22 protein-coding genes and 7 pseudogenes are annotated in these 26,647 nt (G+C 39.2%); 16 read left to right on the top strand and 13 right to left on the bottom strand.

Annotated features, from left to right (window positions below; genetic code table 11):
- Positions 1-362 precede the first annotated feature (362 nt).
- The 7 genes from MH117_RS18380 to MH117_RS18415 all read left to right on the top strand — a co-directional run bounded on the left by MH117_RS18380 (position 363) and on the right by MH117_RS18415 (position 6,082).
- Entirely contained in the window at positions 363-932 is a 570-nt protein-coding gene (locus tag MH117_RS18380; protein ID WP_239331083.1) for an RNA polymerase sigma factor, read from the top strand.
- Complete coding sequence (locus tag MH117_RS18385) at positions 929-2,482, top strand: DUF4179 domain-containing protein (RefSeq protein ID WP_239331086.1); 1,554 nt, start codon at positions 929-931, stop codon at positions 2,480-2,482. Before MH117_RS18380 ends, MH117_RS18385 begins: the two co-directional genes overlap by 4 nt.
- A gap of 59 nt (positions 2,483-2,541) precedes the next feature.
- Positions 2,542-2,709, top strand: coding sequence for a hypothetical protein (locus MH117_RS18390; RefSeq protein WP_239331088.1), 168 nt, complete (start codon positions 2,542-2,544; stop codon positions 2,707-2,709).
- 443 nt (positions 2,710-3,152) lie between these two features.
- Positions 3,153-4,322, top strand: coding sequence for a serine hydrolase domain-containing protein (locus MH117_RS18395; RefSeq protein WP_239331090.1), 1,170 nt, complete (start codon positions 3,153-3,155; stop codon positions 4,320-4,322).
- A 299-nt stretch (positions 4,323-4,621) separates the two neighbouring features.
- Positions 4,622-4,966, top strand: a complete 345-nt coding sequence (locus MH117_RS18400) for a PadR family transcriptional regulator (protein ID WP_239331093.1) — start codon at positions 4,622-4,624, stop codon at positions 4,964-4,966.
- Positions 4,959-5,513, top strand: a complete 555-nt coding sequence (locus MH117_RS18405; protein WP_239331096.1) for a DUF1700 domain-containing protein — start codon at positions 4,959-4,961, stop codon at positions 5,511-5,513. The genes MH117_RS18400 and MH117_RS18405 overlap by 8 nt, the downstream gene beginning before the upstream one ends.
- A 383-nt stretch (positions 5,514-5,896) precedes the next feature.
- Positions 5,897-6,082, top strand: coding sequence for a spore coat protein (locus MH117_RS18415; protein WP_343224471.1), 186 nt, complete (start codon positions 5,897-5,899; stop codon positions 6,080-6,082).
- Positions 6,083-6,356: 274 nt separating this feature from the next.
- On the opposite strand, the gene MH117_RS18420 is transcribed toward MH117_RS18415, so the two are convergent.
- Positions 6,357-7,211, bottom strand: coding sequence for a P-loop NTPase family protein (locus tag MH117_RS18420; RefSeq protein ID WP_239331098.1), 855 nt, complete (start codon positions 7,209-7,211; stop codon positions 6,357-6,359).
- A 424-nt stretch (positions 7,212-7,635) separates the two neighbouring features.
- On the opposite strand from MH117_RS18420, the pseudogene MH117_RS18425 reads away from it, so the two are divergent.
- Positions 7,636-8,159 (top strand): annotated as a pseudogene (locus tag MH117_RS18425) (TIGR02391 family protein).
- Positions 8,160-8,540: 381 nt separating this feature from the next.
- On the opposite strand, the pseudogene MH117_RS18430 reads toward MH117_RS18425, so the two are convergent.
- Positions 8,541-9,153: pseudogene (locus MH117_RS18430) on the bottom strand (TRC40/GET3/ArsA family transport-energizing ATPase); the annotation flags it as partial.
- A 23-nt stretch (positions 9,154-9,176) separates the two neighbouring features.
- Positions 9,177-9,434: an arsenic metallochaperone ArsD family protein gene (locus tag MH117_RS26870; protein ID WP_350338963.1), complete on the bottom strand. Its 258-nt coding sequence runs from the start codon at positions 9,432-9,434 to the stop codon at positions 9,177-9,179.
- 164 nt (positions 9,435-9,598) lie between these two features.
- Here MH117_RS26870 and MH117_RS26875 point away from each other — a divergent pair, with 164 nt between their 5' ends.
- From MH117_RS26875 to arsC, 4 genes are read left to right on the top strand one after another with little or no spacing between them, the layout of a single operon-like run.
- Positions 9,599-9,667 carry an arsenic metallochaperone ArsD family protein gene (locus MH117_RS26875; RefSeq protein ID WP_350338964.1) on the top strand — a complete coding sequence of 23 codons (69 nt, stop codon included), beginning with the start codon at positions 9,599-9,601 and terminating at the stop codon, positions 9,665-9,667.
- Positions 9,668-9,699: 32 nt separating this feature from the next.
- Positions 9,700-10,020 (top strand): ArsR/SmtB family transcription factor, encoded by a 321-nt coding sequence (locus MH117_RS18435; RefSeq protein ID WP_239331101.1) that lies wholly within the window; start codon positions 9,700-9,702, stop codon positions 10,018-10,020.
- Positions 10,021-10,033: 13 nt separating this feature from the next.
- Positions 10,034-11,086, top strand: coding sequence for an ACR3 family arsenite efflux transporter (gene arsB / locus MH117_RS18440; protein ID WP_481857282.1), 1,053 nt, complete (start codon positions 10,034-10,036; stop codon positions 11,084-11,086).
- Positions 11,087-11,104: 18 nt separating this feature from the next.
- Positions 11,105-11,527 carry an arsenate reductase (thioredoxin) gene (arsC, locus tag MH117_RS18445; RefSeq protein WP_239331106.1) on the top strand — a complete coding sequence of 141 codons (423 nt, stop codon included), beginning with the start codon at positions 11,105-11,107 and terminating at the stop codon, positions 11,525-11,527.
- Positions 11,528-12,615: 1,088 nt separating this feature from the next.
- On the opposite strand, the gene MH117_RS18450 is transcribed toward arsC, so the two are convergent.
- Entirely contained in the window at positions 12,616-12,960 is a 345-nt protein-coding gene (locus tag MH117_RS18450) for a hypothetical protein (protein WP_239331108.1), read from the bottom strand.
- Between the two features lie 409 nt (positions 12,961-13,369).
- On the opposite strand from MH117_RS18450, the pseudogene MH117_RS18455 reads away from it, so the two are divergent.
- Positions 13,370-14,385 (top strand): annotated as a pseudogene (locus MH117_RS18455) (ribonuclease J); the annotation flags it as partial.
- On the opposite strand, the pseudogene MH117_RS18460 reads toward MH117_RS18455, so the two are convergent.
- The 3 genes and pseudogenes from MH117_RS18460 to MH117_RS18470 all read right to left on the bottom strand — a co-directional run.
- A pseudogene (locus MH117_RS18460) lies at positions 14,384-14,536 on the bottom strand (DUF3231 family protein); the annotation flags it as partial. The pseudogenes MH117_RS18455 and MH117_RS18460 sit on opposite strands and share 2 nt — an antisense overlap.
- Positions 14,537-14,807: 271 nt before the next feature.
- Positions 14,808-15,063 (bottom strand): annotated as a pseudogene (locus MH117_RS18465) (MBL fold metallo-hydrolase); the annotation flags it as partial.
- 30 nt (positions 15,064-15,093) lie between these two features.
- A complete protein-coding gene (locus MH117_RS18470; RefSeq protein WP_239331110.1) occupies positions 15,094-15,564 on the bottom strand; it encodes a GNAT family N-acetyltransferase in 471 nt (156 codons plus the stop codon).
- A gap of 574 nt (positions 15,565-16,138) precedes the next feature.
- On the opposite strand from MH117_RS18470, the gene MH117_RS18475 reads away from it, so the two are divergent.
- Together MH117_RS18475 and MH117_RS18480 are read left to right on the top strand one after the other, a co-directional pair.
- Positions 16,139-16,678 carry a cupin domain-containing protein gene (locus tag MH117_RS18475; RefSeq protein ID WP_239331112.1) on the top strand — a complete coding sequence of 180 codons (540 nt, stop codon included), beginning with the start codon at positions 16,139-16,141 and terminating at the stop codon, positions 16,676-16,678.
- Between the two features lie 527 nt (positions 16,679-17,205).
- Positions 17,206-18,381, top strand: a complete 1,176-nt coding sequence (locus tag MH117_RS18480) for a cation:proton antiporter (RefSeq protein WP_239331114.1) — start codon at positions 17,206-17,208, stop codon at positions 18,379-18,381.
- A gap of 591 nt (positions 18,382-18,972) precedes the next feature.
- Here MH117_RS18480 and MH117_RS26880 read toward each other — a convergent pair.
- Complete coding sequence (locus MH117_RS26880; RefSeq protein ID WP_350338965.1) at positions 18,973-19,113, bottom strand: IS3 family transposase; 141 nt, start codon at positions 19,111-19,113, stop codon at positions 18,973-18,975.
- 116 nt (positions 19,114-19,229) lie between these two features.
- On the opposite strand from MH117_RS26880, the gene MH117_RS18485 reads away from it, so the two are divergent.
- On the top strand, positions 19,230-19,424 hold the full coding sequence (locus tag MH117_RS18485) for a hypothetical protein (protein WP_239331116.1): 195 nt from the start codon (positions 19,230-19,232) through the stop codon (positions 19,422-19,424).
- Between the two features lie 321 nt (positions 19,425-19,745).
- On the opposite strand, the pseudogene MH117_RS18490 reads toward MH117_RS18485, so the two are convergent.
- The 5 genes and pseudogenes from MH117_RS18490 to MH117_RS18510 all read right to left on the bottom strand — a co-directional run.
- Positions 19,746-20,023: pseudogene (locus tag MH117_RS18490) on the bottom strand (IS3 family transposase); the annotation flags it as partial.
- A 124-nt stretch (positions 20,024-20,147) separates the two neighbouring features.
- Positions 20,148-20,780, bottom strand: coding sequence for a type 1 glutamine amidotransferase family protein (locus MH117_RS18495; protein ID WP_239331118.1), 633 nt, complete (start codon positions 20,778-20,780; stop codon positions 20,148-20,150).
- A 323-nt stretch (positions 20,781-21,103) separates the two neighbouring features.
- On the bottom strand, positions 21,104-22,321 hold the full coding sequence (locus tag MH117_RS18500) for a serine hydrolase domain-containing protein (RefSeq protein WP_239331121.1): 1,218 nt from the start codon (positions 22,319-22,321) through the stop codon (positions 21,104-21,106).
- Between the two features lie 51 nt (positions 22,322-22,372).
- Positions 22,373-22,810: a MarR family winged helix-turn-helix transcriptional regulator gene (locus MH117_RS18505; RefSeq protein ID WP_239331124.1), complete on the bottom strand. Its 438-nt coding sequence runs from the start codon at positions 22,808-22,810 to the stop codon at positions 22,373-22,375.
- Positions 22,811-23,931: 1,121 nt separating this feature from the next.
- Positions 23,932-26,427, bottom strand: a pseudogene (locus MH117_RS18510) (Tn3 family transposase); the annotation flags it as partial.
- Positions 26,428-26,647 lie beyond the last annotated feature (220 nt).

The following is a 26,647-nucleotide window of genomic DNA, read 5'->3' on the forward strand; positions in this document are numbered from 1 at the left end:
AGTATCTATTGTATTTTACCCTAAACGAGATGCCTAAGTTTAGGTTTCATCATTTAAAAAACCAACAGGAAGTTCACCTCTGAAAAGAGTAGCAGAACATATTTATACGAAGCTCAATATAGAGATAATGTATAAAATGGGACATTGAAGTCACCAGGGAGGGGCCCGATCCTGCATGTTTTTTATGCTTCGAACGATAATGTTCGTGATCAGTGCCTTCGCACAGAAAGATTCATGTAAGTTCTTTGTTTACCCCGATGCGCTATGAATAATTTTTTTGAAGTTTTTCGAGAAATAATTGAACCGAAATCCGGTTCTTTACGCCTTATCTATATAGAGACAAATGTGAGAGGGGAGACATCATGGAAGTGGAAAACGAACAGCGGCTAATGGATGAGATTAGGCAGGGGAATAAAGACGCTTTCCGGACGTTGGTGAATCCGGTGATTCCGAAGGCTTATCGGACCGCATATATGATGCTGCAATCCAAGCCGTTGGCGGAGGAAGCGGTACAGAACGCACTAATTGAATTGTATTCGACGATCGTGAGCGGCAAAGAAATTAACAAACTTCATGGTTGGTTTAGTCGGTTGCTAGCTAACCGGGCGATTGATATCGCGAGGAAAGAGCAAGGGAATAAAATTACCGTTGATATCGATGGCATGGAGATCCAGGACGCAGCTTCTACACCACTTGAAAATTTGCTCATGAAGGAACAGTCGGAGCGGCTGTTCGAGTCGATAATTACATTGGAGTTGCATCAGCGGATCGTTGTCGTGTTGTATTATTTTCAGGAACTAAAGATTGAGGAGATCGCCACTCTTCTAGACATAAAAGAAGGTACGGTCAAGTCCCGACTATATCATGCCAGACTAAAACTCAGCGCTGTGCTTCAACGGGCGCAAGGGCAGGCAAAGGAGCTGACGATATGAGTAGAGAATGTGATACGGATTTGAAAGCAGGCTTAGCGCAAGCGCTGGCAACGATTCCGGTACCCCAATCATTGTTTCAATTCGCGGAGGAACTGCCCGGCAAATTCGATCGAGGCGAACTGGAGCTGGATGGAAATTCGAAGATTGAATCGCAACCGATTGGATCTAGACGGTCCAAGCGACAGAAGATTCCTGTCGTCTTCAAAGGCACGGCAGCGGCGGTGATCTTAGTGGTAACGTTCTTTGCAGGTGTGACCATGTCTCCTGCTTTTGCTTCGCTCGTCAGAGGTGTGCCTGGCATCGATATCGCTATCGATTGGCTGAAGCATATACGGGAGCAAGACGGTGTCCAGACGGCGATGAACCACGACTACATACCGATCGATCCGGTGACGATGAAGAGAGACGGCACGATCATTACGATCAGCGACATCTATCTGACAGAAGAGGAGCTGCTGTTCAAAAGCTTCATTCAGACTGACTCATTCGATTTAACCGATGAGAGCAGTCCGGTATCGATTTGGATTTCTCCCCTCAATACCTTAGCTGGTCAAGGATCGACGACCTCTTCGTCTGTCATCACGGCAGCCGATGGCAGCGGGAAACCGGTGCTTCATGAAACGTATAAGTATCAGTTGTCCGATGGCGTTGTTAAGCAGTTTTTAGTGCAGGGCACCGAACTTGAGCTAGAGGTTACCAAAAGAACTTTTATCGATGAGGGACGTAGATTAGATATACAGCAAATGGGGATTATGAAAGTGTCGATTCAGCCTGACAAGCTGCTGCACAATAAAGTGTTAGAGCCGAAGCAGTCGCTGCCTATTGGTGATTCTGATCTCAAGGAACTGAGCTTGGAAAAGTTGACAATTCAACCGACGACGATGAATCTGATTTTGAAAGGGCCTGAGGGATGGTATTACGAATTTCCGAGAGACGATGAGACTGCCCCGTATTTGAAGGACGATCAAGGCCGGGAGTATCGGTACGATCCTTCAGGCTCCGGTCTATTGTATTATGAGGGCGGACAACTGCAATTGCCGTTCTCATCGTCCGTTTATTTCGAACCGAATGTCCGTTCATTGACGCTTCATATTGGAAGTCTCCGGGTAGGCGAATTCGAGCCAAGCGAAAAGCTGGATTTGCCTTTAAACGGCGAAAATCCGCGTACGATACATTTTAAAAATAAGGAAATCGTTATCGAGGGGGCGGACTACTTGCCTGAAGGGTATCTGCATTTGAAGATCAAAAAAGACAGTCCCGAACAGAAGAGGCTGGAGGGCGTATCTTTTGGCATTGCTCAGGAGGAGAATCTTACAGAGAAATTCGATAATGAAGGAACCGAAGCTTACGATGCTTACAGGAAAAAACAAAGAGAGGACATGAAGTCCTTCCATGTGAACGGCTTCGGCATCGCCGAGGATAACCGCAAGTCGGAACATCTGAACGTCTATATTCCAGCGCCCAAGCTAGACCAGTATACGCTCACACTGTCCCGAACCGGAGATTCCATTACGGTGAACCGTGACTATACGGTTTCGTTGAAACCTTGATCAGCAAGGCCTAAATCAGAAACACGCCTTCAATGGCGTGTTTTTTTGCTATCACATATTTGAATCAATTTTATAAGAAGAAAGATACTGCAAATAAAATCGCTAAGGTTCAACAAGTTATAAGGAAAAGTAAGGAGGAAGAAGGAAAACCAAGAAATGAAGAGTTAATAACGCAGCACGAAGAAATTGATGCAATAGATAAAGCCAGAGAGTTGCTTTTTAGTTAGGCTAAAGGTGTTTTGTTATTATAAACTTTACACAATCATGCCACATTACTATATCCTCCCTTATAGATTGTCCCATAACCGTACTACACGCAAGGCATATGCGCCTCTATTGCGTAACATCCCACTGTTTCTACTTGCGCTCGGCGGTTGTTGATACTGAATTTCTTTCAAAATATCTCTCATTGAATAAAACTGATATACTATTGATAAATGAGGTACTGTGTTGTACGATGTATATGCAAGAGGAGGTGTGAAAGGCGGAAAAGATATGACGAATATATGAAAAAATAAACCAGTTAACAAAGTATTTTAAGGAAAAGAAATAATTTCAGTGATGTTCAAAAAGAGTACTGTACCTTTCTTAGAACGAAATAGTGTTGGGAAAACAACAGTTAGGAAGATAATTACAAACTTACAATATTAATAGAGAAGAGGAATACCTTTTGAAAATACGTAGTCAAATTACATTTGCAAGTCTGGCCCTTCTAATAACTGGAAGCTTCCTGCTATACACATCGCCAACCTCAATTGTAAAAGCAGAGCCCACTCAAAATGTATCTAGTTCCTTACAAACAACCACTCAACGATCTCATAATTCCGTCAAGCAAGCAATGCAGGATACATTGCAACTTGGATTCCCGGGGATACTTGCTAAAACTTCTGAGGGTGGAAAAACGTGGGGTTATGCCACTGGGGTAGCGAATCTGAGCACAAAGAAACCAATGGAAACAGATTTTCGCTTTCGAATTGGAAGTGTAACGAAGACGTTTACCGCAACGGTTGTACTTCAATTAGCTGGAGAGAACCGCTTGAATCTAGACGACTCCATCGAAAAGTGGTTGCCTGGTGTCATTGAAGGAAACGGATATAATGGTAAACAGATCACCATCCGGCAGATATTGAACCATACAAGTGGTATCGCTGAATACTCAAGATTCAAAGGCGCTGATTTTATGGATACAAAAAAATCGTATACGGCTGAAGAAATAGTGAAGATGGGGATTTCTCTGCCCCCAGACTTTGTCCCAGGAAAGGGCTGGTCTTATTCAAACACAGGATACGTATTACTGGGTATTCTTATTGAAAAATTAACCGGAAACAGCTACGCAGAAGAGATTGAAAATCGAATTATTGAACCGCTTGAATTGTCGAATACATTCCTACCTGGAAATTCAAGCGTTATACCAGGAACCAAGCATGCTCGGGGATATTCCCAACCAGACGAAGCAAGTGAGATAAAAGATGTTACACATTATAATCCAAGTGCAGGTAGCTCAGCTGGAGATATGATTTCTACTGCAGACGACTTAAATAAATTCTTCTCTTCCTTGCTCGGTGGCAAACTACTGAAGGAGCAGCAATTAAAACAAATGCTAACTACAGTTCCTGTAGGAAGAGCAGGAATCGATAGATATGGTCTTGGAATCTTTGAAACACAGCTTCCAAACAGTGTCTCGATATGGGGGCACACAGGTGGTATTCTAGGGTTTTCTACTTATGCTGGAGGTACACTTGGAGGCAAGCATACTTTGGTCGTAAGTCTGAACAGTTTGGGTAGAGATAACAGTCCTAATCCTTTTAATAATATTTTACTTGCTGAATTTAGCAAGTAGACAGAAAGGGGAAGCGGAATATTATGTAATAGTTTTTATAATTAAGAACATACCTTTCTGGTCCTAAAACCCAACTTACTAATATAAGATGAGTGATTATGGGATTAAGACGACAACTTTTTAAACCTTGCCCTTCTCAAAACACGCCTAGAAAGCCCGGGCAATATAAGACGTTTTTGAGCCTCTATTGCGTAACATTGCCTGCTGTTTCTGCTTGCGTTCGACGGTTATTGGTACTGAATTTACTATTGATAAATACAGTACTGTGTTGTACGATATACATGCAGGAGGTACAGTATATGAATGTAGAAGATTGGAAGTCACAAATTAAGCGAGGAACACTCGATTTATGTATTCTATTGCTAATAAAGCAACGACCATATTATGGGTATGAAATTATAAGTAAGTTAGAGCAGTATCCTATTGTTGCTGCAAAAGAAAATACAATTTATCCACTGCTTAGAAGATTATTGAAAGAAGAATATATTTCTTCATCTTGGCAAGAAAGTACAGAGGGCTTGCCACCGAGAAAATATTATACCCTTACAGAAAAAGGAAACGAATACTTAAACGCGATGTCCTTAGAATGGGATAATTTATTAACGGCTATATCAGAAATTAAAGGAGAGTTAAATGATGGATAGAATTATGAATGACTATCTTGTAAAAATTGAAAAGTATTTGAAATCTATGTCCGACTCCGAGCGTATCGACATTGTAAAAGAAATCAAAAGCGTAATGCTTGAATTGCAAAATAATGGTTTTTCTTCTGAGCAAATCATCGAACGGTTAGGAAACCCAAAAGAATTAGCGAAAGCATACTTAGGTGAAGCCATTTCAAAGAACAATAAATTTAGTTGGAGTAAATTCGGAGCAATATTTGCATTTTGTAGCAGCTTTGCAGGCGTCAGCGGTATGTTACTTTTGCCATTCATCAGTACTCTTTCCATTGCTTTAATGATTGGTGGAGTTATTACGCCAATGGGCGGAATTATTAAATTTGTTGGGTATCTTATGGGATATGATATTGCCGGAATAACAATCGAAATGGGAACATTTACACCAAGCCCAATGCAGTTCTTGCCCATTTCTATTGTGATTGGTGTCTTAATGTTTTGGCTCGGGAAAGTCTTATGGAAGCTTACTATTAAATATATACACGCAATTAGTCAGAAAAAGAAAACAGTGTAATAATATAAAGAACGGGGCGCGGCGGTCATTCATAGACCAACCGTACCCCGTTTTTACTATGCGAGGGCAGCGTCATGTTTACGCGTAAGTGCTTCGACGCGTCGTTTGTGTATCCATGACAACGCTTCGTAATCGTTGAGTCATCTCGGCTCGGCATAGGGGATATAGGAAATATCGTACTTCGGGATCGACGACAATTATCGGATGACGGTATCCTAATTGTTGTTCATGCACTAAGCAAAGCAGAAGGAAGGCACCACCTAATGCAGCTTTAGCAAGATGATATTTACACCTATGTCCTCCCTTATGGATTCGTACTTCATTCTGTCCAGGCAATCAATGACTATAAGAGAATGCTCAATAAGAAAGAAGGTAGGAGCAAAATGAATTACTTGTTTGAGAACCTTGCCGAAATGAACGGGATGACAGATCAAGTTGTAGCAACAGATATGTTAATAACAGCTAAGGCAGGCGTCAAAGATCTAGCAGTTGCGATAACAGAAACAGCATCCCCGGAAGTAAGAAACATATTAAGAAGTCATTTAGATACAGCTATATTATTTACATGACTTGAATAACGAACACGCTGCGAGCGGCTGTAATGGGTAACGCCCAGTCAAATCTGGGCCGTGCGAAATAACAACTAGGAGTGGGAGCAACTACAGCGTATCTACCGACGACACCGGATGCAGTCTACAACTATAATTTCCGAGTCTAATGTAGTGTAGTGTTTAGAAATATGAAAATGAGCCCACCACCGTAATTTGGAAGCTTCTTATTTCCAATTTTACATGCAATGGGCTATTTATGTTCAGTGTAAGGCAGTGTAAGATACAGAGGTTATTAGTTTGTTGATTTAAAGTATTTTAATAAAATTCCCTCTAAAACTTGCTTAAAATCGTTTTTATTATAAGAAGAGTTATCAACTTTTATCTTGGTTATGTTTAAGCTGTTAAAAATTTCTTCTTCTAGTTTCCTTCTTGCTTTAAGAACCTGCAGCGTTCCTTCTAACCCTTTGTAATTTTGTTTTTTCCCATAACCTTGGTTCGTATAATATTCAATAAATCCCTCTGACCATTCCTGAGGTCTTTCCTTTACAGCTTTTCTGAAAGATTGATCAAGATCGTTCTGTTCTACGTAAATCATCAAGGGATTCAGTCGCTCCACAATTATTGCTAGTTCAATAACGTAACTTATAACGTCTTCCTTCTTCGCACCATGTTTAATCATCCCCGTGGTTACAGGATTTTGTATAAAACAACCATCAAAAACAAAGGTGTCTGCGCCATTCAAAACTTGATCTGCAAACTTCTTCCATCGTTCTGTTATCAATTTCCTGTTTTGATCAAGCGACAATTCATAAATATCATGTTTGAAAACTGCATGAAGCAATTCATCTGGAAAACCTGACCCGTATTCATTTTTTATTTTCCGATATTCTAGGAAGTAATCGTTACCTTGTTTAATCATGAGATTACTCAACAAATCTTTAAACTTTTCATGGGTACTCAATAATTCATCGCATTCATCTTTCTTAAAGAAAGCGACTCCATCATAATCAGCAGGATGTTCCAGATTTCCTTCTAAAAACAGCTGGGATGTAATGTTCATTTCCGTAAGAATTTCATGAACAAGTTGAGCTGTTGTTGTTTTCCCGAATCCTGGCAATCCCTCAATCAAGACTAACTTCGATCTCATATTAAAGTTCCTCCATTCGCTAATTGGAGGATAAGCAGGTAAGGATCAATAGAGATGCGGTTTCCCACAAATAAAAGCGGATACCATCCGGTATCCGCAGCATGGGTTTATAATACACCTTTTCCTGCATACCCTGTAAGATTAAAGAAAAGCATACCAAATAAAATAGTGTAGTCACTATTACAGGCATCATTTTGATTGTTAATCTTTACAGAGTAATCCACATGATAAGGTTTATGCTCCTTTGTTTGCATCTCTATTCCCTAGATTAACATTAAGCATAGATAAGTTCAATCAGGGACTTTCTAAACAAAACAAAAAGAACGCTCCCGCGCCACACAGCTTACGGTAAGGGAAAAGGGATATTCTCTCTTGCGGAGTCAAGCAGCTCCTGCAGCTCCATCGCCAGCACCCTAAAGCTCCTGTGTTCGAGGAACCGACTCCTATTGCCGCTCAACCCAGTAAGTTGGAGGGGCTTCATCCAAGAGTACTGGGGGTCGCACAAAAGCTATTCCAGGATGGTCACTTCCGTTCAGCTGTTCTAGATAAGTATGTAGCGTTGGATAATGATGTTAGGCGTAAAAGTAGGCTACAACATGATGGACAAAGCTAATGCAAAAAGCTTTTACTAATAAGGCAACTATTCTTAAGGTAGCTGGTGGTGACTCACCGCAGCTAGGAACGATGTGGTTATTTTCAGGTTCTGTGATGGGGGTTCGTAATGTTCTTGCCCATGACCATTTCGATACATCCATCAGAACAGGAAGCGTAGAGCAGCTATACTTTGCATCAATGTTGTTCAGACGATTAGACCTCGCGGTGAATGTTGAAGCAGAGCAACTCATGGCGGAAATTTCTCAGATCTCGTTCAAACTTGACGGAAATGAATCCTTTTTGAATAAAAGACAAAATAAAGAAGTATCTTTCTCCATCAAAAGAATTTGTTGATGGTCAATTGCACAGGCTTTGTTTCGACAAGTTCCTTACATTAATTCGAAGTGTATACTTTAATGACCAAAATGCAGGTATCGACTTGTTATTGGAGTGGGATGCACCGATCTTTGATCACATCACCAATGACGACCATTCGATTTAATCACTTACATTTATAAGGCAGCTGGCGATTTAAATACTCTGAGTTATGTGTTGAATAAGGTAGGACGAAAAGGTCTTAAAGAACTGACGGACAAAATTGATAAGTTGAATGAGGAATCATTGTATCCGAGTCAAAAAAATGATAGTGAGATCTGTTCTGCAGCTGCCGCGAAAATCGGCAGCTATTATTTTTGTAGTGGATATTCCTTCTAGCAGATAAACAATAAACTGGCGCTCTGGACGAGCGACTAAGATTAGGATGGTTTGCTTCGAATCGGATAATGCTTCTACAGTCTTTGTATACATCTCTTGTTTTGCGCTCATCCCCGAAAGAGGTCCAAGACATGATGCTCCGTGTATGTTTGTATCCATAAACCCAGTCCAAGCTTTTGGAAGTTGCAAGAGTATTAAGGTATGACCTGTTGGAGCTGTATCAAAAACGATATGGTAGAATTCATGTTCGTTAGTAGATAATAACTTGGTGAATTCATCAAAAACGGCAATTTTAACCGTACAAGCGCCTGAGAGCTGCTCTTCAATCTGTTGTATCGCTTCCTGAGGGAGAATGTCGCGATAAGGTCCGACGACTTGGTCTCGATAATCGCTTGCAGCTTGTTCAGGGTCTAAGTTAGCTGCTAAGAGTCCAGGTACACCATTTACAGGTGTGGGTTCACTACGGATCGTTGTCTCAAACAAATCATCCAAGTTCGAGGCTGTACTGATTAAAAGGACTTTCTTTCCTTGTTTAGCTAATGTCGATAGCGCTGGAGCTAGCAACAGATGTTTTACCCACGCCACCTTTACCAGTGAAAAAAATATAGCGATGATGTAGATCGTAGGTACGAATTTCATGGGTAACACCTCCTTTGCTTAGCAGCAGCCACTGCCTGGTTCACAACAACTTTGTGACTTCGGCTGCACCTTGATGGTTTTAAAGGTTTTTTTACCGATATTCCCTGAGTCAAATGAAACCCCTGTCCAAGCTGTCAACTCTTCACGCGTTGGGTACCGATTTTCCGTCTTCAGTTCACCATCTACGAGTGTGATTGGGAATGCATCAGGACCATGCTGTTGAAGATAAGAGAGTGCAACCTGATTAATCGTAAATGCTTGAATGTCCTGAGACAGGTTGAAACGTTACATCACATCCCTGCTTGCGTATTGCATCCAGATCTGCAGCAATGCGAATGAGTTCAGGATCAACACTCGGTGTATAAGCTATTGATTATATAAGTGCATGATTATATAATGATTGATGTAATCAAGTATGTCACACGAAGGAGATGCTTCAAATGAAAATTGAAATCTTTGATCCTGCTTTATGTTGCTCAACAGGTGTCTGTGAGCGATTGATTATATAATGAAAAAAATTGAAGATAAGGGGGAGCATAAGATGTCGATTTCCATTGAAGAAATGGCTGAACAATTCAAGTTACTAGGAGATAAGACTCGCTTAAAGATCGTAACGATATTAAATCAACAAGATATGTGTGTTTGTCAGTTAGTTGAACTGCTTCAAACGACGCAGCCGAATATCAGTCAACACCTTCGAAAATTGAAGGATGCAGGCTTAGTACAAGAAGAACGCAGAGGACAGTGGATTTTTTATTCCTTACAAGTAGCAGAACAACCACATCTCCACGATGCGCTTCAATATTTACCGAAACTTGAGGAAGAGGTCCAACAGAAAATATACAGCATGTTATGCGAATAGGAGGATGATTTCCATGGGTGAGGGGAAGAGACTTTCTTTTCTAGATCGGTATCTAACGATTTGGATCTTTGGGGCAATGGCTATTGGCTTATGCCTAGGGTATTTAATTCCTAATTTCTCCGAAGTGCTTTCCAGTATGCAAATTGGAACGACATCTATACCACTTGCCATAGGTCTGATTGTGATGATGTATCCGCCGCTTGCAAAAGTGAAGTATGAAAAGCTTGGACGGGTGTTTAAGGATTGGAAGGTACTCCTTCTATCCTTAGTACAGAACTGGATTATCGGTCCCTTTCTGATGTTCTTCCTAGCTATTTTATTTTTAAGCGATATGCCTGAATACATGATTGGGCTAATCATGATTGGGCTTGCAAGATGTATCGCGATGGTCTTGGTGTGGAGTGATCTAGCCAAGGGGGATCCGGAATACACAGCTGGCCTTGTTGCATTCAACTCGATCTTTCAGATCCTGTTTTATTCCGTTTTTACGTATGTGTTTATCACCGTACTACCAGGTTGGTTTGGGGTTGAGGGCGCTGTTGTTGATGTCTCCATGGGACAGATTGCAGAGAGCGTGCTGATTTATTTGGGAATTCCTTTTGCAGCAGGGTTACTGACACGCGTGATTGGGATCAAGCTGAAGGGTCAACAGTGGTACGAACAAGTGTTGATTCCGAAGATAAGTCCACTTGCCCTTATTGCACTATTATTTACGATCGTCTTGATGTTCACGCTTAAAGCAGAATTGATTGTCAAGCTGCCTCTTGATGTAGTGCGTATTGCGATTCCGATGATCATCTACTTTGTCGTGATGTTCCTTGTATCCTTTTTCTTATCAAAAAAGTCAGGAACCTCCTATCCAGTGGCTTCGTCTTTATCTTTTACGGCTGCAAGTAATAACTTCGAACTAGCGATAGCCGTAGCGATTGGCGTATTTGGTTTGGATTCAGGGGTTGCCTTTGCTGCAGTAATTGGGCCGCTTGTTGAAGTACCGGTATTGATCGGGCTTGTAAATGTATCGCTTTGGTTGAAGCGAAAGTATTTTGAGCCTGCAGTAAATAAGTAAAACTAGGAGAGATTAAGAATGAGTAAACCATTGATGTATTTTCTATGTACAGGAAACTCTTGCCGAAGCCAGATCGCAGACGGCTGGTTAAAAACGTTAGGTAGTGATCAATACGAAGTCAAGAGTGCAGGTTTGAAGGCACACGGTCTTAATCCAAGAGCTGTCCAAGTAATGAAGGAAGCTGGAATTGATATATCGAACCATACATCTGATGTGATCGATCCTGAGATCCTCAATCGTGCTGATTATGTCGTAACTCTTTGTGGGCATGCTGATGAGCATTGTCCTATAATCTCGAACCCGAACGTGGTGAAATGGCATTGGGGCTTTGATGATCCTGCAAAAGCGGTTGGAACTGAAGAGGAAATAATGGCTCAATTCCGTGAGGTGCGAGACGCAATAAAAACCAGAATCGAATATTTCCTAGCAGAAGGAAAATAATCAGCGCTTTGAACCGATTAAAAGGATTTATAATCGTATATCTTATTTATAGGTTCGACATTTAAAAAGAATGTCTTTATTCGCCCAGTCACTAGGGATCATTTCTCGGATGACAATAAGTGTTAAAAGAAAATAAACCATTAGACTGGCGATAGTGTTAAACTACGGGAAGTTTACAATAACAGAGGATGGAAACATTATGGAGTTAAAATTCGTCATTCTGGTAAATTTTCTAAGATACTATATTTTGTGAAAATTAACTAGCGCCACAGACTCATAAATCGTAAGACTAATTTAATTGCTAAACAATACGCTCTAATCATTAATGTTATTTTTTCTTGGTGTGATACAAGATCACACTGAATTAATATCAGTCAAAAAAAAGCAACCATTATGATTGCTTATTTGAACTTGAGGTTGGGGAACAAGGAGGTAATATTAATTATATTCGAAATTTAGCATGAGGTTACAAACCTAATGAAGTGTAGGATGATAAGCCTTCTAGATGCATGTATAATAGCCAGCCTTAAAGGGTGACGATAGGGGTAGGCTTTGACAGAACAATATAAATTTATACGGAAATAAATTTATTATGACTCATCTTTCTGATTCGACTATCCGATGATTTTATCATTGGACCGTTATATTGCGCCCCTCTCAAGTTGTTATAAGACAATATGTAATCAGTATGGTATTTTCATTCCCATATGAAAAGCCAAAGAAAACAATCTGTCACTGTAACACCGAGAGAGGCCGTCGATAAAAAGGGGAGTGAGTCAGATCGTGAAATCAACCCGTTTAAGATTATTACCATTTCGCTTCGTAATTATGCACATTTATAAACGTCACAATTTTGTTCTCCCTTTTCACATAGCCGATCTTCTCATTTATAAGTAGCGTCATCGATAATCACCGAAAACAAATTAAGGTCTGGCAATAGAGGTTTCAAGCACTCCAGAACAATAAAAATTTTATGATCCGTTCAACTTATCTTTATAACCATTCTTTTAATAGCTATATATTTTATAAAATAAAAACTACTTCTCATTGTATGTCTAACAATGGGAAGTAGTTTTTTGTCCGTTGGCTCAATACTGTTTTTGATTCAATCCTATACTACTTGATTGCGTCTGAGAAGCGTACCCAAGATTATAGCCTAAGTTGTGAGAATTCGCGTATGAAGATGCAGAGCTCTCAATTTGGTTACATGCTTGTAAAACAGATTGCATTTGTTGAACGGCTGTGTGATGTCCTTGAAGTGCCGTCTGAATAGTTTGTGCTGCTTGTTGTTCACGTTGCACCAATTGCTCTAATACACGAGCATTTTCTTGTTCTTGCTGTAGCAAACGTTGATAATTACCACTAGCTTGCTCTGTTTGTTGTATCAGCTGCTGTATAGTACTTTTAATTTGTTGCGTTGATTGATATGGCATATTCAAAACCTCCTTTCAAATAGAGTGTGTGAACCAATGATGCACCCCTTAATAAAGTGCACCGCAAATTAGAAATTATGCAGATTTTTTTAAAAACAATATCAAAAGCATCACAAAAATCATGTGCGATACACTATGGGCATTAAAGCAATAGGGGGTACTAGCGACAGCAGCCGAACGTATTTTAATAATGTTCAAAACTAAACAAAAGTGATGACTTGAATGTTTACTGAAAAACGCTTATTAACGTTAGTTAATTGTTAAATGCTCAAGGGAATAAAAATATAAGTACAATATTTTTTATATTTACATTCACTGGGTAACATAATAATGATATTGGGCTATTTGCCTCTCGTGCAGATAAAGGAAAAATAATTTTCAACTTACAGCAGCAGGAGGACTAGAACTAATGAATGAAAAACTATGGATTACAGCATTGGGTGGAGTTAACGAAATAGGCAAGAACATGTATGTATTAAAGTATGGAGAAGATATCGTCGTGATTGATTGTGGTTCCAAATTTCCAGATGAAAGCTTTTTGGGAATAGACTTGATAATACCTGATATTAGCTATTTATTAGCTAACAAAAATCAAGTTCGAGCATTAGTTGTTACTCATGGTCACGAGGATCATATCGGAGGAATTCCTTATTTATTAAAGCAACTGCAAATCCCTTTATATGCTTCACGGCTGACCTTAGGTCTAATTGAGATCAAACTAAGGGAGCATGGTATTCTTAGTGAAACAATAATGAAATGTATAAACGCTGATTCACAAATTGAACTTGGAGCCATCAGTTGTTCCTTTTTTAACACGAATCACAGTATCCCAGATAGTCTCGGTCTCGTATTTGACACACCTGAAGGCACAATCGTTCATACGGGCGACTTTAAATTTGATATGACACCCGTGAATAAGCAATATCCAGATCTACATAGAATGTCCGATATTGGTAAAAAGGGCGTACTGTTGCTTCTATCTGAAAGTACCAATGCTGAGCGTCCAGGATTTACTCCATCGGAAAGTCTCGTTGGCGCTCATATCGAAGAGGCTTTTAACAGAGCAGATCGTAAAGTTTTATTTCCACTTTCGCATCGAACGTATATCGACTCCAACAAGTTATTGATGCTGCCGCTCAAACAAACCGTAAATTAACTTTACTTGGTAGGAGTATGCTTAATGTAGTATCCGTGGCGCAAGACTTAGGATACTTGACAATACCAGAGGGGATGCTCATTGATTCAGAAGAGGCCAATAAACTTTCACCCCATAAAATTGCTGTACTTTGTACCGGTAGTCAAGGTGAACCAATGGCAGCCTTAGCCCGTCTTGCAGGAGCAGCACATAGACAAATGAAAGTAGAAGTAGGAGATACGGTAATCATTGCTGCAAATCCTATTCCTGGAAATGAACGCAATGTAGCAGAATCTTCTTTAGATCCTTATCGCCAGCATGGTTTATATACGCCTGATAACAAGAAACAGCACCCTTAGCTGCCATAGAAGTTCCCCACAAGCTAAGTACTTCCCCATAATGTAACGGCTCGTTTTTGGGGTCACCACTTAATATACCCATAAAATTATTACTCCCTTACTTAAATTTTTTTGAACCCTCTAATTAAGCTTCCTCTTTTACTAGTAACTTATTCATGCCCAAAATCATTTTTGACTGTTTAACTCATGACTGATTTCATGAGTAAAGTAGCCACCCTAATGAAAAAGCGAACTTCATCTTGTAGAAGTTTACTTTACAGTTGAGTAGAGTGCTAAACCTTCGAAGTGTAACGATATACAGAATAGCACGGGTATTTATAATCAGTTCTTTGATTACGTATATAGTTAGGAAATTATTGTTTTTTGACGTATTTACCGTAATCCGGAATGGCGATACGCAAAGTCCTTCGCTAATTTTTCCAATCCATCAGACAGTTCTTCACCAGCAATTGGTCTTCCGTGGCCAGTTACAGCAACGGCTGGCTTCAAGGCTGATAATACTTTCACAGACTGCCAAGCTGCTTGCCAATCTGTAGTGAAATATCGAGGAGGTCCGTTTAGCTCCTGCTGTTGTGTAAGAACTTTATAGAGCGAGTCTGAACTTATTGAACGTCTTTCGTTAGTTCAAATCCATACCCGCTATAGAAATGACATATATACACCCTTACCCTCTAACATCTTAAATCCGAGTTGCTTGTACAACGTACGAGCAGGGGCATTATCATCATCTGTTTCGAGCTGTAATCGTGCGGCTTTATTAGAAATAGCTAAATCAATTGCATGCTCCATTAGCTTCCTGCCTACGCCCTTCTTTCTATGCTTAGATGATGAATATAAAGCCTCTATACGCAATACTGGGGAGCCTTTGCTTATTGAGAAGCTCCAGGAAAGGATGATGAAACCAATATATTCATGTTCCTGCTTAGCTAAATAACAATAAGCCGAGCTGTCATTAATAAACCTATTTAAGATTTGTTCACATTGTTCTAGCTGATCTGGTGATGGATCTGACTCGTCTACTCCATTGGATGAAGAATTTAAGTAGCCTGCTATCAAGCTTATAACTTTAGGAATATGAGATTTATCAAGAAGTATGATTTCTATATCCAATATAAATCCCTCCCGTCAAAATTAAAATCTTCAATATAATAATTATTCATGAAATTATGTCTGTTTCCTGCCAGTTAGTTTCAATAAGAAGGACGTTCCCGCGCCTTCGCTTGGGCTAAGTCCTCCTCATTATATTCTCTTTCCAATTACTAATCAAAGAACGTACGCGGTTAGCATGTAGTGCTTAAACAGGGGACTTATCTTAACCTAAGCATTAAGAAAATACTTTATTTTCTATTGACACCGCTGTCGTCACTGGAAAGGAGCAGCGTGCAATTGTTTGCAGTTGACAGACCTGCGCCCATGCGGATCTGGGCCGTGCGAAAGAACAACCAGGAGCGTGAGCAGCAGCTGACGTAGCATCTTAAGAGGAGTAGGTTCTGATGCGAAATACATTGTGAGCAAGCTGGTGCGTCATCTAACAAACTGGTAAAAATGTACTAGGATATCGTAAAAGCTTATATCTCCCTTTTTATCATTTAGGCGCTTGCCCATTATTGCATGTTGTGCACTCCTTTATATAGGTATCTGCATATATTAACAGCAAACACTGAATGTGAAGAGGAGAATGAGGATGCATCATCATTTAGGTCATCACTATCACTGGCATAATCCTGTGCCTAGCAACTGGAATAATAACTATCAGGGTTATTATCCTCAATACTGCTATAGGTATAATAACGATAGTAATCCCTACGGCAAAATAATATTAAGAGATTATGGTCAATGTCCACTTGTAGTGAATATTGATCATGCCGCAAAGCAAAACAATACTTATCGTACCGCTTTATGGACAGGTAAACATTTTCAAGTGACTCTAATGAGCATCAATGTTGGCGAAGATATCGGTTTAGAAGTTCATCCGACAACGGATCAATTCATACGTGTGGAAGAAGGTCAGGGACTTGTTCAAATGGGGGATCGAAAAGACAATTTAGATTTTCAAGTGATGGCTTATGAGGACTATGCAATTATGATACCTGCGGGAAAATGGCACAATATAACGAATACAGGACATATACCTCTTAAAATTTACGTGATCTATGCACCGCCTGAGCATCCATATGGTACAGTTCATGAAACAAAAGCAGTCGCCATGTCTGCAGAAGGATAGTTAAATCTGATTCTAGAATCAACTTTATTTTGCCCCGGTTCGTAAGTCAAGCCGGGTTAATTACATATTACTCAATTTTATTATCTGCCACCACTTATCTAACCGGAAATGGTACGATATAATCACTCCAGAATGATTATCGAGCGTTTACTTCCTGGTTTATAGGCACGTGACCCCATATGGAGGTTTCACACGCAAATCACAACAATAAAACCAAGTGCTGCTAAGAATGATAAAAACAGTTCCGAAAATTCAAATAATGAATTCTCGAGCGTAGCTCCAATTGCAAACAGTGAAATTAATTCATCTCCCTGATAACCGATTCCAAAACTTTATGAAAGGAGAAACCTTTCTAAGTATAGATCGGATTAAAAAAAGGAAACTGCAATGCATTGCCATACTAATAACAAATTGTGCTTTTTAGGAGGAGCCTGTCACCAAGGGATATTTATGTCCTTTTGGTAACGGGCTTTTTTTGTCATCTCATAGTCAGAACATATTATAAATTAGGGAAGGGTGATATCTAGGTGTTAATTCTTCAACTAGCTATTATATTAATTGCGTCCAAGGCAGCTGGGAGTTTAAGTGTAAGGTTAGGTCAACCGTCAGTCTTAGGAAAACTTCTAGTTGGAATTGTACTTGGACCATCCGTTTTAGGCTTAATAAATGAGACAGATTCTTTGGCAGAATTTAGTCAAATAGGTGTCATATTATTAATGTTTATTGCGGGTTTGGAAACAGATGTTAATGAATTTAAACGCACTGGTAAAGCCTCATCGCTAGTAGGGTTTGGCGGAATTATTGTTCCACTTATACTAGGTTATTTTGTAGGAATCACTTTAAGTCTCACTACGATGGAATCATGGTTTTTGGGATTACTTCTTTCTGCTACAAGTGTTAGTATTTCCGTCCAAGCACTTAAGGAAATGAATCAATTAAAAACTCGGGAAGGCACAACTATTTTAGGTGCAGCTGTAATAGATGATGTAGTTGTTATTATCGCATTAGCATTCTTGATGAGTTTTACAGGTTCAGATGTTAGTTTAACTATTGTTATTCTGAAGAAAATACTATTTTTTGCTGGTGCAATACTTATTGGCTGGAAAGTAGTTCCGTGGTTTCTAAATAAATTTTCATTCTTAAAAGTTACAGAAACAGTAATATCCTCAGCTTTAATTATCTGTTTTGTTTTTGCATATATAGCAGAATTCGCTGGTATCGCTGCCATAATAGGAGCTTATATTGCAGGTGTAGCAATTAGTGTAACGGACTTTAAACACGAAGTTATTCAAAAGGTTGAAACAATTAGTTATTCAATTTTTGTGCCTGTATTCTTTACTTCTATTGGTATCACCGCTCAGTTTACAGGGATAACTAAAAACTTAGGTCTTATTGTTCTTTTAACCATCATTGCAGTTCTTACTAAGCTAATTGGTGCATCCGTCGGCGCAAGGATAGCTGGATTCGGTTGGAATAGTTCTTTAGGAATTGGTGCGGCTATGGTATCTCTTGGTGAAGTTGCTTTAATTATTTCAGCAATTGGTCTAGAATCCAAATTACTAAGCCAAGACATGTTTGCTGTAATAGTTGTTGTCATCTTAATTACAACAATCGTAACTCCACCCATGATGAAATATTTTTTTGAAAAGAAATACTATTCAAAGAACGAAGGTTACGAACCTGTTAAACGAGAACAAATTTAGAGTAAATATTCTTTAAAGGCTGAGAGATACATTTTACTTTTTATACGTTCAGTAATATGATATTCGCCACTAGGATCATTTGGTTTCTATAGTTTTCTAACACATATAACATTGTTTCTAAAGCATTTAAGCAGGGTATTATTGAGGAGTGTACAAAGTAAATAAAGTTATTGACTGGAGCTGTTGATGTAGCGTGATTTTTCAATTAGCTAATCGTCAACCTTTGAGGAATAAATATTAGACTTGGCCATCGAGAGCTTTTTCAATTATACTCGAATCAGAAAATAAACAATTAGATAGAGGGCAAGAACTTGTGTTGCATCGATTGTGAAAGCATCAGGGGTGTTAGTTGTAGTGAGTCAATTCCAGTCTACAACATTATCTTCTTAGTCAAAACTCTATTTTCCCTAGTTTAATTGTATTATCGTATATAGAGGGAAGTGGTTCATTATATGAACTACTTCCCTTTATTTTTTGTTCAATATTGATTGGACTGTCAACACTAAATCAGTTTACTTTTTATGGGCTCGTTTCCTGAACCCGATAGGGATTAACTAACTTAGGGGTTCCATGAACAAGATGATGATCGAACTAATTAATGTAATCATCAAGTTCAAGTTTTAGATCTTTTAGATTATTAAAAGTTTCCTGTTTAAGAAGCTCTGTATTTAATTCTTCGAATGTGGCTTCGACAACAGCATTTTCGTAGGGACAACCTTTATACTCAGATATATCCGGCTAATGTTGAAAGTAGCTACATAGAATGACAAGTATCAGCGATGTACGCATGACCTTGATTAACTTTGGATAACATATTCCCACTGGTAAGCAAAACTAAGGGGAAACGTATGTCTTTCAGAGTTCGAAATCCTATAGATGAAGCTCGTAAAGCTGCAGAGCGTGCGGCAAGAGCTGTTGCTGAGGCAGCTGAGCGTGTTGCCAGAGAAACAGCAGAGGCAGCCGCTGAAGCAGAACAAATAGCAAAAGAAGCACAAGCGACCTTAGAGCAAAAACTAAAAGAAGCAGAAGAACCTGCTATTTAGGGCTGGATAATCAGTTGGTGATCACGCATATAAGCTATGCTGAAATAAGTGCTAATTAAGGAAATAATGAGCATTAGATGAATGAATTCGAAGGCAGCGATGTGCGAAGCTAGTTATCTGGTAGCTCTAGTTATCTGGTAGCTAATGAAAATATGTAACATCTTATCTTATTTTTTTCTCAAATAATGCACTGATAAAAATGTGTAACATCTTATTAGAACTCAAGTGTAGTAAGGGTTTAACGAACCCTTTAGACATATGTACAAAATACGGGTTTTGTGAAATAGTATTATCAGTAAAAAGGAAGATTATCGTTGTCCGTCTATTTAGCACATCCAATTGTTGTCTCAGAAAATGATTCTCTGCCTTTACTTTTTCAAGTTCTTACGTATACTCAGGGCCTTTTCCACCATAGCTATATTGCTTACCAACAGGTTGCTCTATACGATGGAATTGACATACCATTTCATCCAAGTCTTTAACTGTGTCATATTTCGTATTCCTAGCTGATCCATGACTTGTCGTCTTGGGATACCTGCTAGTCTCATTTGAATCGCTTGTATCTTCACTTCCATGGGATAGATCACTCTCGTTCCCAACACAAAAACACCTACAAGGTTGTCTCCATATCTTACGACATGAAATGATTCACTTGAAGGTTTTTTGATTTGTCTCATATTAGGTGGTCAGTCCCTACTAGAGAAATTGAGCTTTTTAGTTATTTCATTTATTTATTGAATTCATTAACTGGAAGAAGTATTCAGGTTTATGAGTCTTATTTAGGTTATACCATGAATGTAATGCATCTGGTGTAAATACGTCTATTTTTTTCAATACCTCCATTGCAAATTCTAGAGGAGCTATTCCTGATGCAGTAACTAAATTCGTATCAGATACTACAGATCCCAACTCATAGAACTTATCACCTTTATAGTTAGGACATACCATTTTAGTATATTCTAAGTTATTACTTGTATGCTTTCTAGTATCCAAGTATCCCATATTCGCGAGGGCATCAGTTGCACCACAAATTGCAGCAACAATAGTGCCAAGCTTTAAAGCATGTCCAATTATTTCCAATATAGGTTGATGAATCTCTTCACTCCAAGTAGTCCCTCCTGGTAAAATTAAAAGATCTTTACTCTCAAGAGTACATTCATTAAGGGAAATATCTGGTTTTATGCCCAGTCCTCCCATAGTAGTAATCATTTCTTTATTAGCTCCTACTGTAATTACTTTTAAAGGTGCTAAATCTTTTTTGAAATATCTTCCTGAGTTTAGTTCAGCAATTAAATATCCATATTCCCAGTCCGACATTGTATTAAATACATATAGAAAAGCTTTTTTTGTTTGCATCCAATAACACTCCAATCACAGTTGATATAGCTATTATAATATGACTTCCCTGACAGTTAACGTCAGGGAAGTTATCATACTTGATGAAATTTTATTAATTCCGACAGAACTTCAGGATCTGACCGTTAGCATAGTGAAGACTGCCTATCAAGTTGAAATTCTAAATCCATGGCAATAAAAATACCTCAGATGCATTCATCTTATTCACCTTTTATAGTTGGCTTATTTTATCCTGTATGATCCAGGAAACTTAAATGATCAATGGCGCATTAGTTAGGGCTTACATGGTTGTCAGGGTGAATTAGATTTCCCTTCATAGATGTCTATTGTTTATGAAACGCTATTTCGACACCTTCATCAATAAAGATTCCTTCAGAAATATGGATATAACTCATCGTGTTTCGAATCCAATACAGATTAGGTTCAACTTTAAATAACTGGGTATCATGTTGGTCATGGAAAGATATAATATAGGAGTCTATCCCCTCTTTAATTATGAAGGACGTTTGATATTCATCTGCGAGTTGATAGGGACCTACGATGTTATCAGCGCTATTGAATTTCATGATTCTAGGTTGCTTTGGAGCATCAGGTTCACTACTATCATTGGGTTGGTTTAAAAATTCTAATATTTGCTGCTCGTAAAAAGGGCTTACCTCTTCATTCGTTAATAGAACTGTCACCTCTTCGCTTGTCAAAGAACATAAGCAATGCGACGAATTGCCCGGCCAACCACCAGAGTGACCAATAGAACCATCTTGAATAATAAAACCACAACCATATGAGCTATTTAACGGTGAAGGAGTAAGGGCGCGATTCATCATTTCAAGTGATACTAATTTACCCTGAAGGAACCCTTTTACAAATCGGGCTATATCTTGAGCTGTGGCATAAATGCCCCCGTCACCATAAAAATCGTACTTCTTATTGATATCTTTAAAAATGGGATCTTCTATTACATGGATATATTTCTTATTTATAAAATCAAATAGCTTACTGACAGCAGTTGGCTTAGATTTTGGCTTCGTTGTGGTGTTTATAAGTTGAAGAGGTTGGGCAATCATTCTTTGTAAATAATCCTCATAAGATAGTTGACTTGCCTGTTCGATAATTTTAGCTAGCAAGACATAATTTGTATTTGTATAGAGCCAACTGCTACCTGGTAGGAAGTAAGGCTCCTTGTTAAGTAAAATATCTTCAATATTTTCAACTGAAGAATTATCTATATATTCTGGAATTCCGGATGTATGCGTCAATAACTCTTCAATCGTTACATCTTGAAAGGTACTTGTGTCAAACCATTTTGTTAAGTTGTCGTTAAAATGAATCACCTTTTTTTCTATTAATTGAAGTACCATCACAGCTGTGTACATTTTGCTTAAGGAAGCAATGTTAAATAGTGTATCCCCCGTAATCGGAACTAAATTTTTCATATCTGCAGCGCCTATTGTCACATCTACAATTTCGTTATTGCTCTTTTCTACATAGACTGCACCATTGAACTGGATTTTTTCAAGCGTAGAATAAATAGAGTTGAACATAAGTAAGCCTCCTAAATATATTAGTCATCTAATATTTTTGAGATGAAGAACTCAAATGAACTCTTCAGCAGCAATTTCTTTCAATTTATTCGTAATTCTTTCTAATTCATTACGTTCAGCATCAGTTAGTTTAGAAAATAAACGATCGGCCACCGAACGCTCGACATATTCTTGCTTCTCAAAGTACTCCACACCTTTAGTTCCTAGCGTAATAAAAACTTCGCGGCGATTATCAGGATTGATAGTACGATGAATAAACTGGTTCTTCTCCATCTTCGCAATAAGCTGGCTTACTGCACTAGAACTATTGTTCATTTCTATAGCAATCTCACCTACCGTTATTTTGTTGGCTGCGTATACAATATCCAGCAACACGGCTTGCTGAGTGGTGATAGAACTAGCTAAATATGGTTCATAATATTTAAAAATCAAGCGGTTAATGGCATAGTCCGCTTCATTAATTTGTTTAACTTGTTCATATAAGTTCATGATCTCACCCTCTGGAATATGTTAGATACCTAATATATTAGAGGAGGAGCTACGATATGTCAAATTTTTGGTGATGGATTGTAGTGTTCTTCATCCGTTAAATGAGTGCAAATAATTTTCGGATTTTTCCGGTACATATCGTGCTTCCCTGATGGGCACATTGAAGAAAAAGTGAGTAAACGATCCAAAAGATTCATGACCAACATGCCGGTGCTAAACACGAATCGTTAGTCGCAGATCTAGGTTAGAGCAAAGATGTTAACAGGTTATTGAAAAATACACTTAAGTTGATATTTTAATCAATTGCCTTGACATATTCGTGGCTACCGAATATTGTGATATTTCCGATGAAGATTGATTTAACATCAGGTACGCCACAAGTCGTACTGTCGGTAGTGTCCTCATCTTCTTGTCAAAAGCAGATAACAAGAACTTGGGGACATAAAACAAAAAACCGCGATTTATGAGGTATGTAATGTCTCAACGTTCTTGTCGACCAACATTTGTGCCTCCTCCTTTAGGAGTATTTGCATTGATCTGTTTAATAGTTTTTGGATTTTGAAAATAGTGTGCCTGTTGTCAGCTATATACGTCTTCTGTTGCAACATCATATGGATGTTCCAACGTAGCTAATTCGTAAAAAACAATATCTCTAATTTTGTTACTAAAAACGTCAGGATCATTGATTTTCCAAAGATCCTGGCGTTTCGCTTTTCTATTAAATATGCACCATATTATTAGATATTAGGCTAAAAAATAAGGTTTCTAAAAACTCCGTCACAAGTTTAAGCCATTCTAATTGATAACTAGTGCGAATGATTTGTTGCACGTCTAACAAATAATGCTAATAGCAGACCGATTACGGCCACAATCACAATAGCGCCAAATGTAAATTGTGTACCTGCTGCAACTAGAGTTTCAGGGCTTGCTTTTGAATGCTCTACTGTAAAGCGGTGTTGTCCTATTGTCATGAGTGTAATTGCTAAAGCAGTACCAGCTGCGCCTGCAATCTGCTGAAGTGTATTTATGACAGCGGAACCATGAGAATACAACTGTTTTGGTAAATCATTAAGTGAGTTTGTTGTCGCCGGTATAATCGTTGTTGATACACCTACATGGGGTAGTACCAGCGCAGCTGACACCATTTGATCATATTGCTGACGGATCAGTTCCCAATTAATCGGGCGCGTGAGTACATGCTGAAGGTTCGCATATGCATCAGTCATTCCCGGCTCCGGGCGGTATAACTTTTGTGTGTGAATAGCTTTTAATCGAGGCATAAGTTTGTAACCAAGTAAATGACAAAAGGCAAATGCAACCTCACTCTGTCCATGAGAATCAACATAATTCTTTTCCACTTCCATATCGGTGCAATGGCGCAACAACCCTTCCATCATCGCAGCGACTTCTGATGAAGAACACGATTTTAGCTGCGAGTAGATGCAAGTCGAATTTTTCTCTACATGCCAATAAATCATAACACCGCGGCCGCGGTATCGGATATGTCATTCCGTCATGAGGTTCTGATCCCATGCCCCGAATTTCTTTGAATCGGAGGCGCAAGATGTTGTTCCCTCACCCCATATTTCCTGCATCCGTACTTTGAAGATAGCGTTCACTACTTCGGAAATCGCGTTGCGAAGGTTATCTTTGTGAATGAATTTACGCCGGACATAAAGAAGGTCTTTATAGCTTTCACCATGATCACCGGCACTGACACGCTTTAAACCGGTATTCGTTCCCAAACCGTAAAGAGATAAGATCAACCGCTTTTGTAGCGTATCCCGGTCTAATATCTCTCGATGACCCACCGTCTTGAACATTTCTGTAAACGAAATACGTAGATCGGTTTCCTTCAAAATATCCAGTAAGCTGGTCATTGGCCAGCGGCGCGTAATTTCACCTTTTATCCGGATTAAATTAACCGGCTCTTCTTGAGGTTCCAATGGAGAAAGCGAGATCCAGCCTTTACCTTTATCAGTAATTCGTACTTTAGGGTTCTTCGGCATTCCCTCGTTTAATTTTTCAAGGCCTTGAATCATTTCCTGCTTTAGCGTAGTGATAAAAGAATCTGCATCCAGCGGCTGATTTAAAGCTTTGTAGTTTTCCTCCTGGCGTTCCTCGAAGTCTACCGGTAGGTCCTCATCCGGATTCCGATACCGGTTCGCTCCGGATACCCAAATTTCTTTACATCGTAACTTATCCCGAAGCATTTGTAAGGCGCTGATTTCATAGTTGATCCTGTTTACTCGTTCTTGTCCCTTTTCATCTTTTTCGATGATAATTTCTTTGTAGTTATTACGGATCACCCCATTGATCGGAATTTCGTCGGTTAAGGGAAAATAGTGCATTCCCGTTTGAGTGTATTTCTTGATTAGCTCAAGCGTGAGGATAACCGGACGATGAATGTCGTTATTAGAACGAAAATCAAGAATGCTAAGAATTTCAGGAACTATCCGGCGGTAATGGCTGCCATAGGAGGCACGAATGACCGTATGGATTTTTTCGCGGTATGCCGGTCCAGTATGTTTAAATTCTTTGACCAAATCTTTTAGTGTTTGTTCGTTTACAACTGGGTACAGGACATCTTTAATGATTCCCTCCGGATGCTCGATGGCCGTCTGTGCCATGTTAAATAAAATGCCATACTTATTGCTGACTCGTCGTAGATCGTTCAGAATTTCCTTATCGATTTTTCGTTCGGCGCGTACTCCGATACGGTGAATAATTTGAATAAGCAGATCGACCAGGTTATCCGATATTTCCATGCAGCGTAACCAAAAGAAAGTTGACAACAGCGTATATCGAATCGGATCGGGATGTCGGCGCAGCTCGCGTAGATCCTCAGTAGAAACGCGCTGCCGGTACTTTTTCAATACCTTGTGGGGAATGTCTCGAAATAAATCATCCGGAAGCTCCAAATTGCGAATAGTCCGCAATTTGTTAACTTCCTTCAGAACGCTATCCACCCCAGCACGACCAGGATCTGCCTTTAACTCATTAAATGATATTTGGATACTGTTGTCACTGGAGGCTTCTTCTTCGTCAATCTCTAAAAACGAAATGCTATCAATTAGAGAGTCTAACTGAGCTAAAGACGTGGAAGGTAGTTTTAGATATGTCGCTTGAAAGAAGGATTCTTCATATTTGTGAATGGCTGAACGGATCAAACGCTCAATGCGGTCTGGTGTGGGAGGTACGATTTTTAATTCATGGAATCGACGGTAAACGCGTTCCTTTAAATGCTCAAATTCATGATCCTGATGCAGAACATGTTGACATAGCCATTCTGTCATTTCCTGAGCATCTTCTATCGTATCCTCGCGGAACCCGAAGAACTCCCGGATCTGTGTTCTGTGGTAGGTGATCGAACGACCAGTCCAATCGTACTGAGCATATAATTCTGGCTCAGAGAAGATTTGCTTTGCAATGTACGCGATCACCGCTTTGGAAACTTCGTACTTATGAGTTGGGAAACGGGCTTCATTTTGAAAAAACTTGAGTAGCACGGCAAATCCAATCCTGGTTTCCCCGGTCTTGTTCTCGATCAACCTCATCTCGTTCGGTAGGATCGTATAATGCTCGATTAATTCGTCCAGTTCCCAATTTCGCTTCATGTTATCCCCTCCAAAGTAAAGTTCCTATTACAGTGAGTATCGGAACGTAGTGCTTGAAATAAGTAGATCCAAGCTGTATTTTTTGGACAATACGAGTCTTAAATAGATCGAAGTTCCATATACAAAAATAAATTCGGAACTTTAAGTTATTCATGGGGATTAAGCTAAGGGGCAGGTTAGTTGCAATAAAAGGAAATCATTTACGACTTATCAAGATCAG

The sequence above is a fragment of the Paenibacillus sp. ACRRX genome (genome assembly GCF_022346885.1).
In the GTDB taxonomy this organism is placed as follows: Bacteria; Bacillota; Bacilli; order Paenibacillales; family Paenibacillaceae; genus Paenibacillus_B.

Excerpts from the sequence above, each read along its gene's own strand:
- MH117_RS18405 (WP_239331096.1), top strand. The coding sequence starts at position 4,959 with ATGGATAGAATTATGAATGACTATCTTGTAAAAATTGAAAAGTATTTG.
- MH117_RS18380 (WP_239331083.1), top strand. The coding sequence starts at position 363 with ATGGAAGTGGAAAACGAACAGCGGCTAATGGATGAGATTAGGCAGGGG.
- arsC (WP_239331106.1), top strand. The coding sequence starts at position 11,105 with ATGAGTAAACCATTGATGTATTTTCTATGTACAGGAAACTCTTGCCGA.
- arsB (WP_481857282.1), top strand. The coding sequence starts at position 10,034 with ATGGGTGAGGGGAAGAGACTTTCTTTTCTAGATCGGTATCTAACGATT.
- MH117_RS18420 (WP_239331098.1), bottom strand. The coding sequence starts at position 7,211 with ATGAGATCGAAGTTAGTCTTGATTGAGGGATTGCCAGGATTCGGGAAA.
- MH117_RS18495 (WP_239331118.1), bottom strand. The coding sequence starts at position 20,780 with ATGCAAACAAAAAAAGCTTTTCTATATGTATTTAATACAATGTCGGAC.
- MH117_RS18500 (WP_239331121.1), bottom strand. The coding sequence starts at position 22,321 with ATGTTCAACTCTATTTATTCTACGCTTGAAAAAATCCAGTTCAATGGT.
- MH117_RS18505 (WP_239331124.1), bottom strand. The coding sequence starts at position 22,810 with ATGAACTTATATGAACAAGTTAAACAAATTAATGAAGCGGACTATGCC.
- MH117_RS18475 (WP_239331112.1), top strand. The coding sequence starts at position 16,139 with ATGCATCATCATTTAGGTCATCACTATCACTGGCATAATCCTGTGCCT.
- MH117_RS18400 (WP_239331093.1), top strand. The coding sequence starts at position 4,622 with ATGAATGTAGAAGATTGGAAGTCACAAATTAAGCGAGGAACACTCGAT.
- MH117_RS18435 (WP_239331101.1), top strand. The coding sequence starts at position 9,700 with ATGTCGATTTCCATTGAAGAAATGGCTGAACAATTCAAGTTACTAGGA.
- MH117_RS18415 (WP_343224471.1), top strand. The coding sequence starts at position 5,897 with ATGAATTACTTGTTTGAGAACCTTGCCGAAATGAACGGGATGACAGAT.
- MH117_RS18385 (WP_239331086.1), top strand. The coding sequence starts at position 929 with ATGAGTAGAGAATGTGATACGGATTTGAAAGCAGGCTTAGCGCAAGCG.
- MH117_RS18485 (WP_239331116.1), top strand. The coding sequence starts at position 19,230 with ATGTCTTTCAGAGTTCGAAATCCTATAGATGAAGCTCGTAAAGCTGCA.
- MH117_RS18450 (WP_239331108.1), bottom strand. The coding sequence starts at position 12,960 with ATGCCATATCAATCAACGCAACAAATTAAAAGTACTATACAGCAGCTG.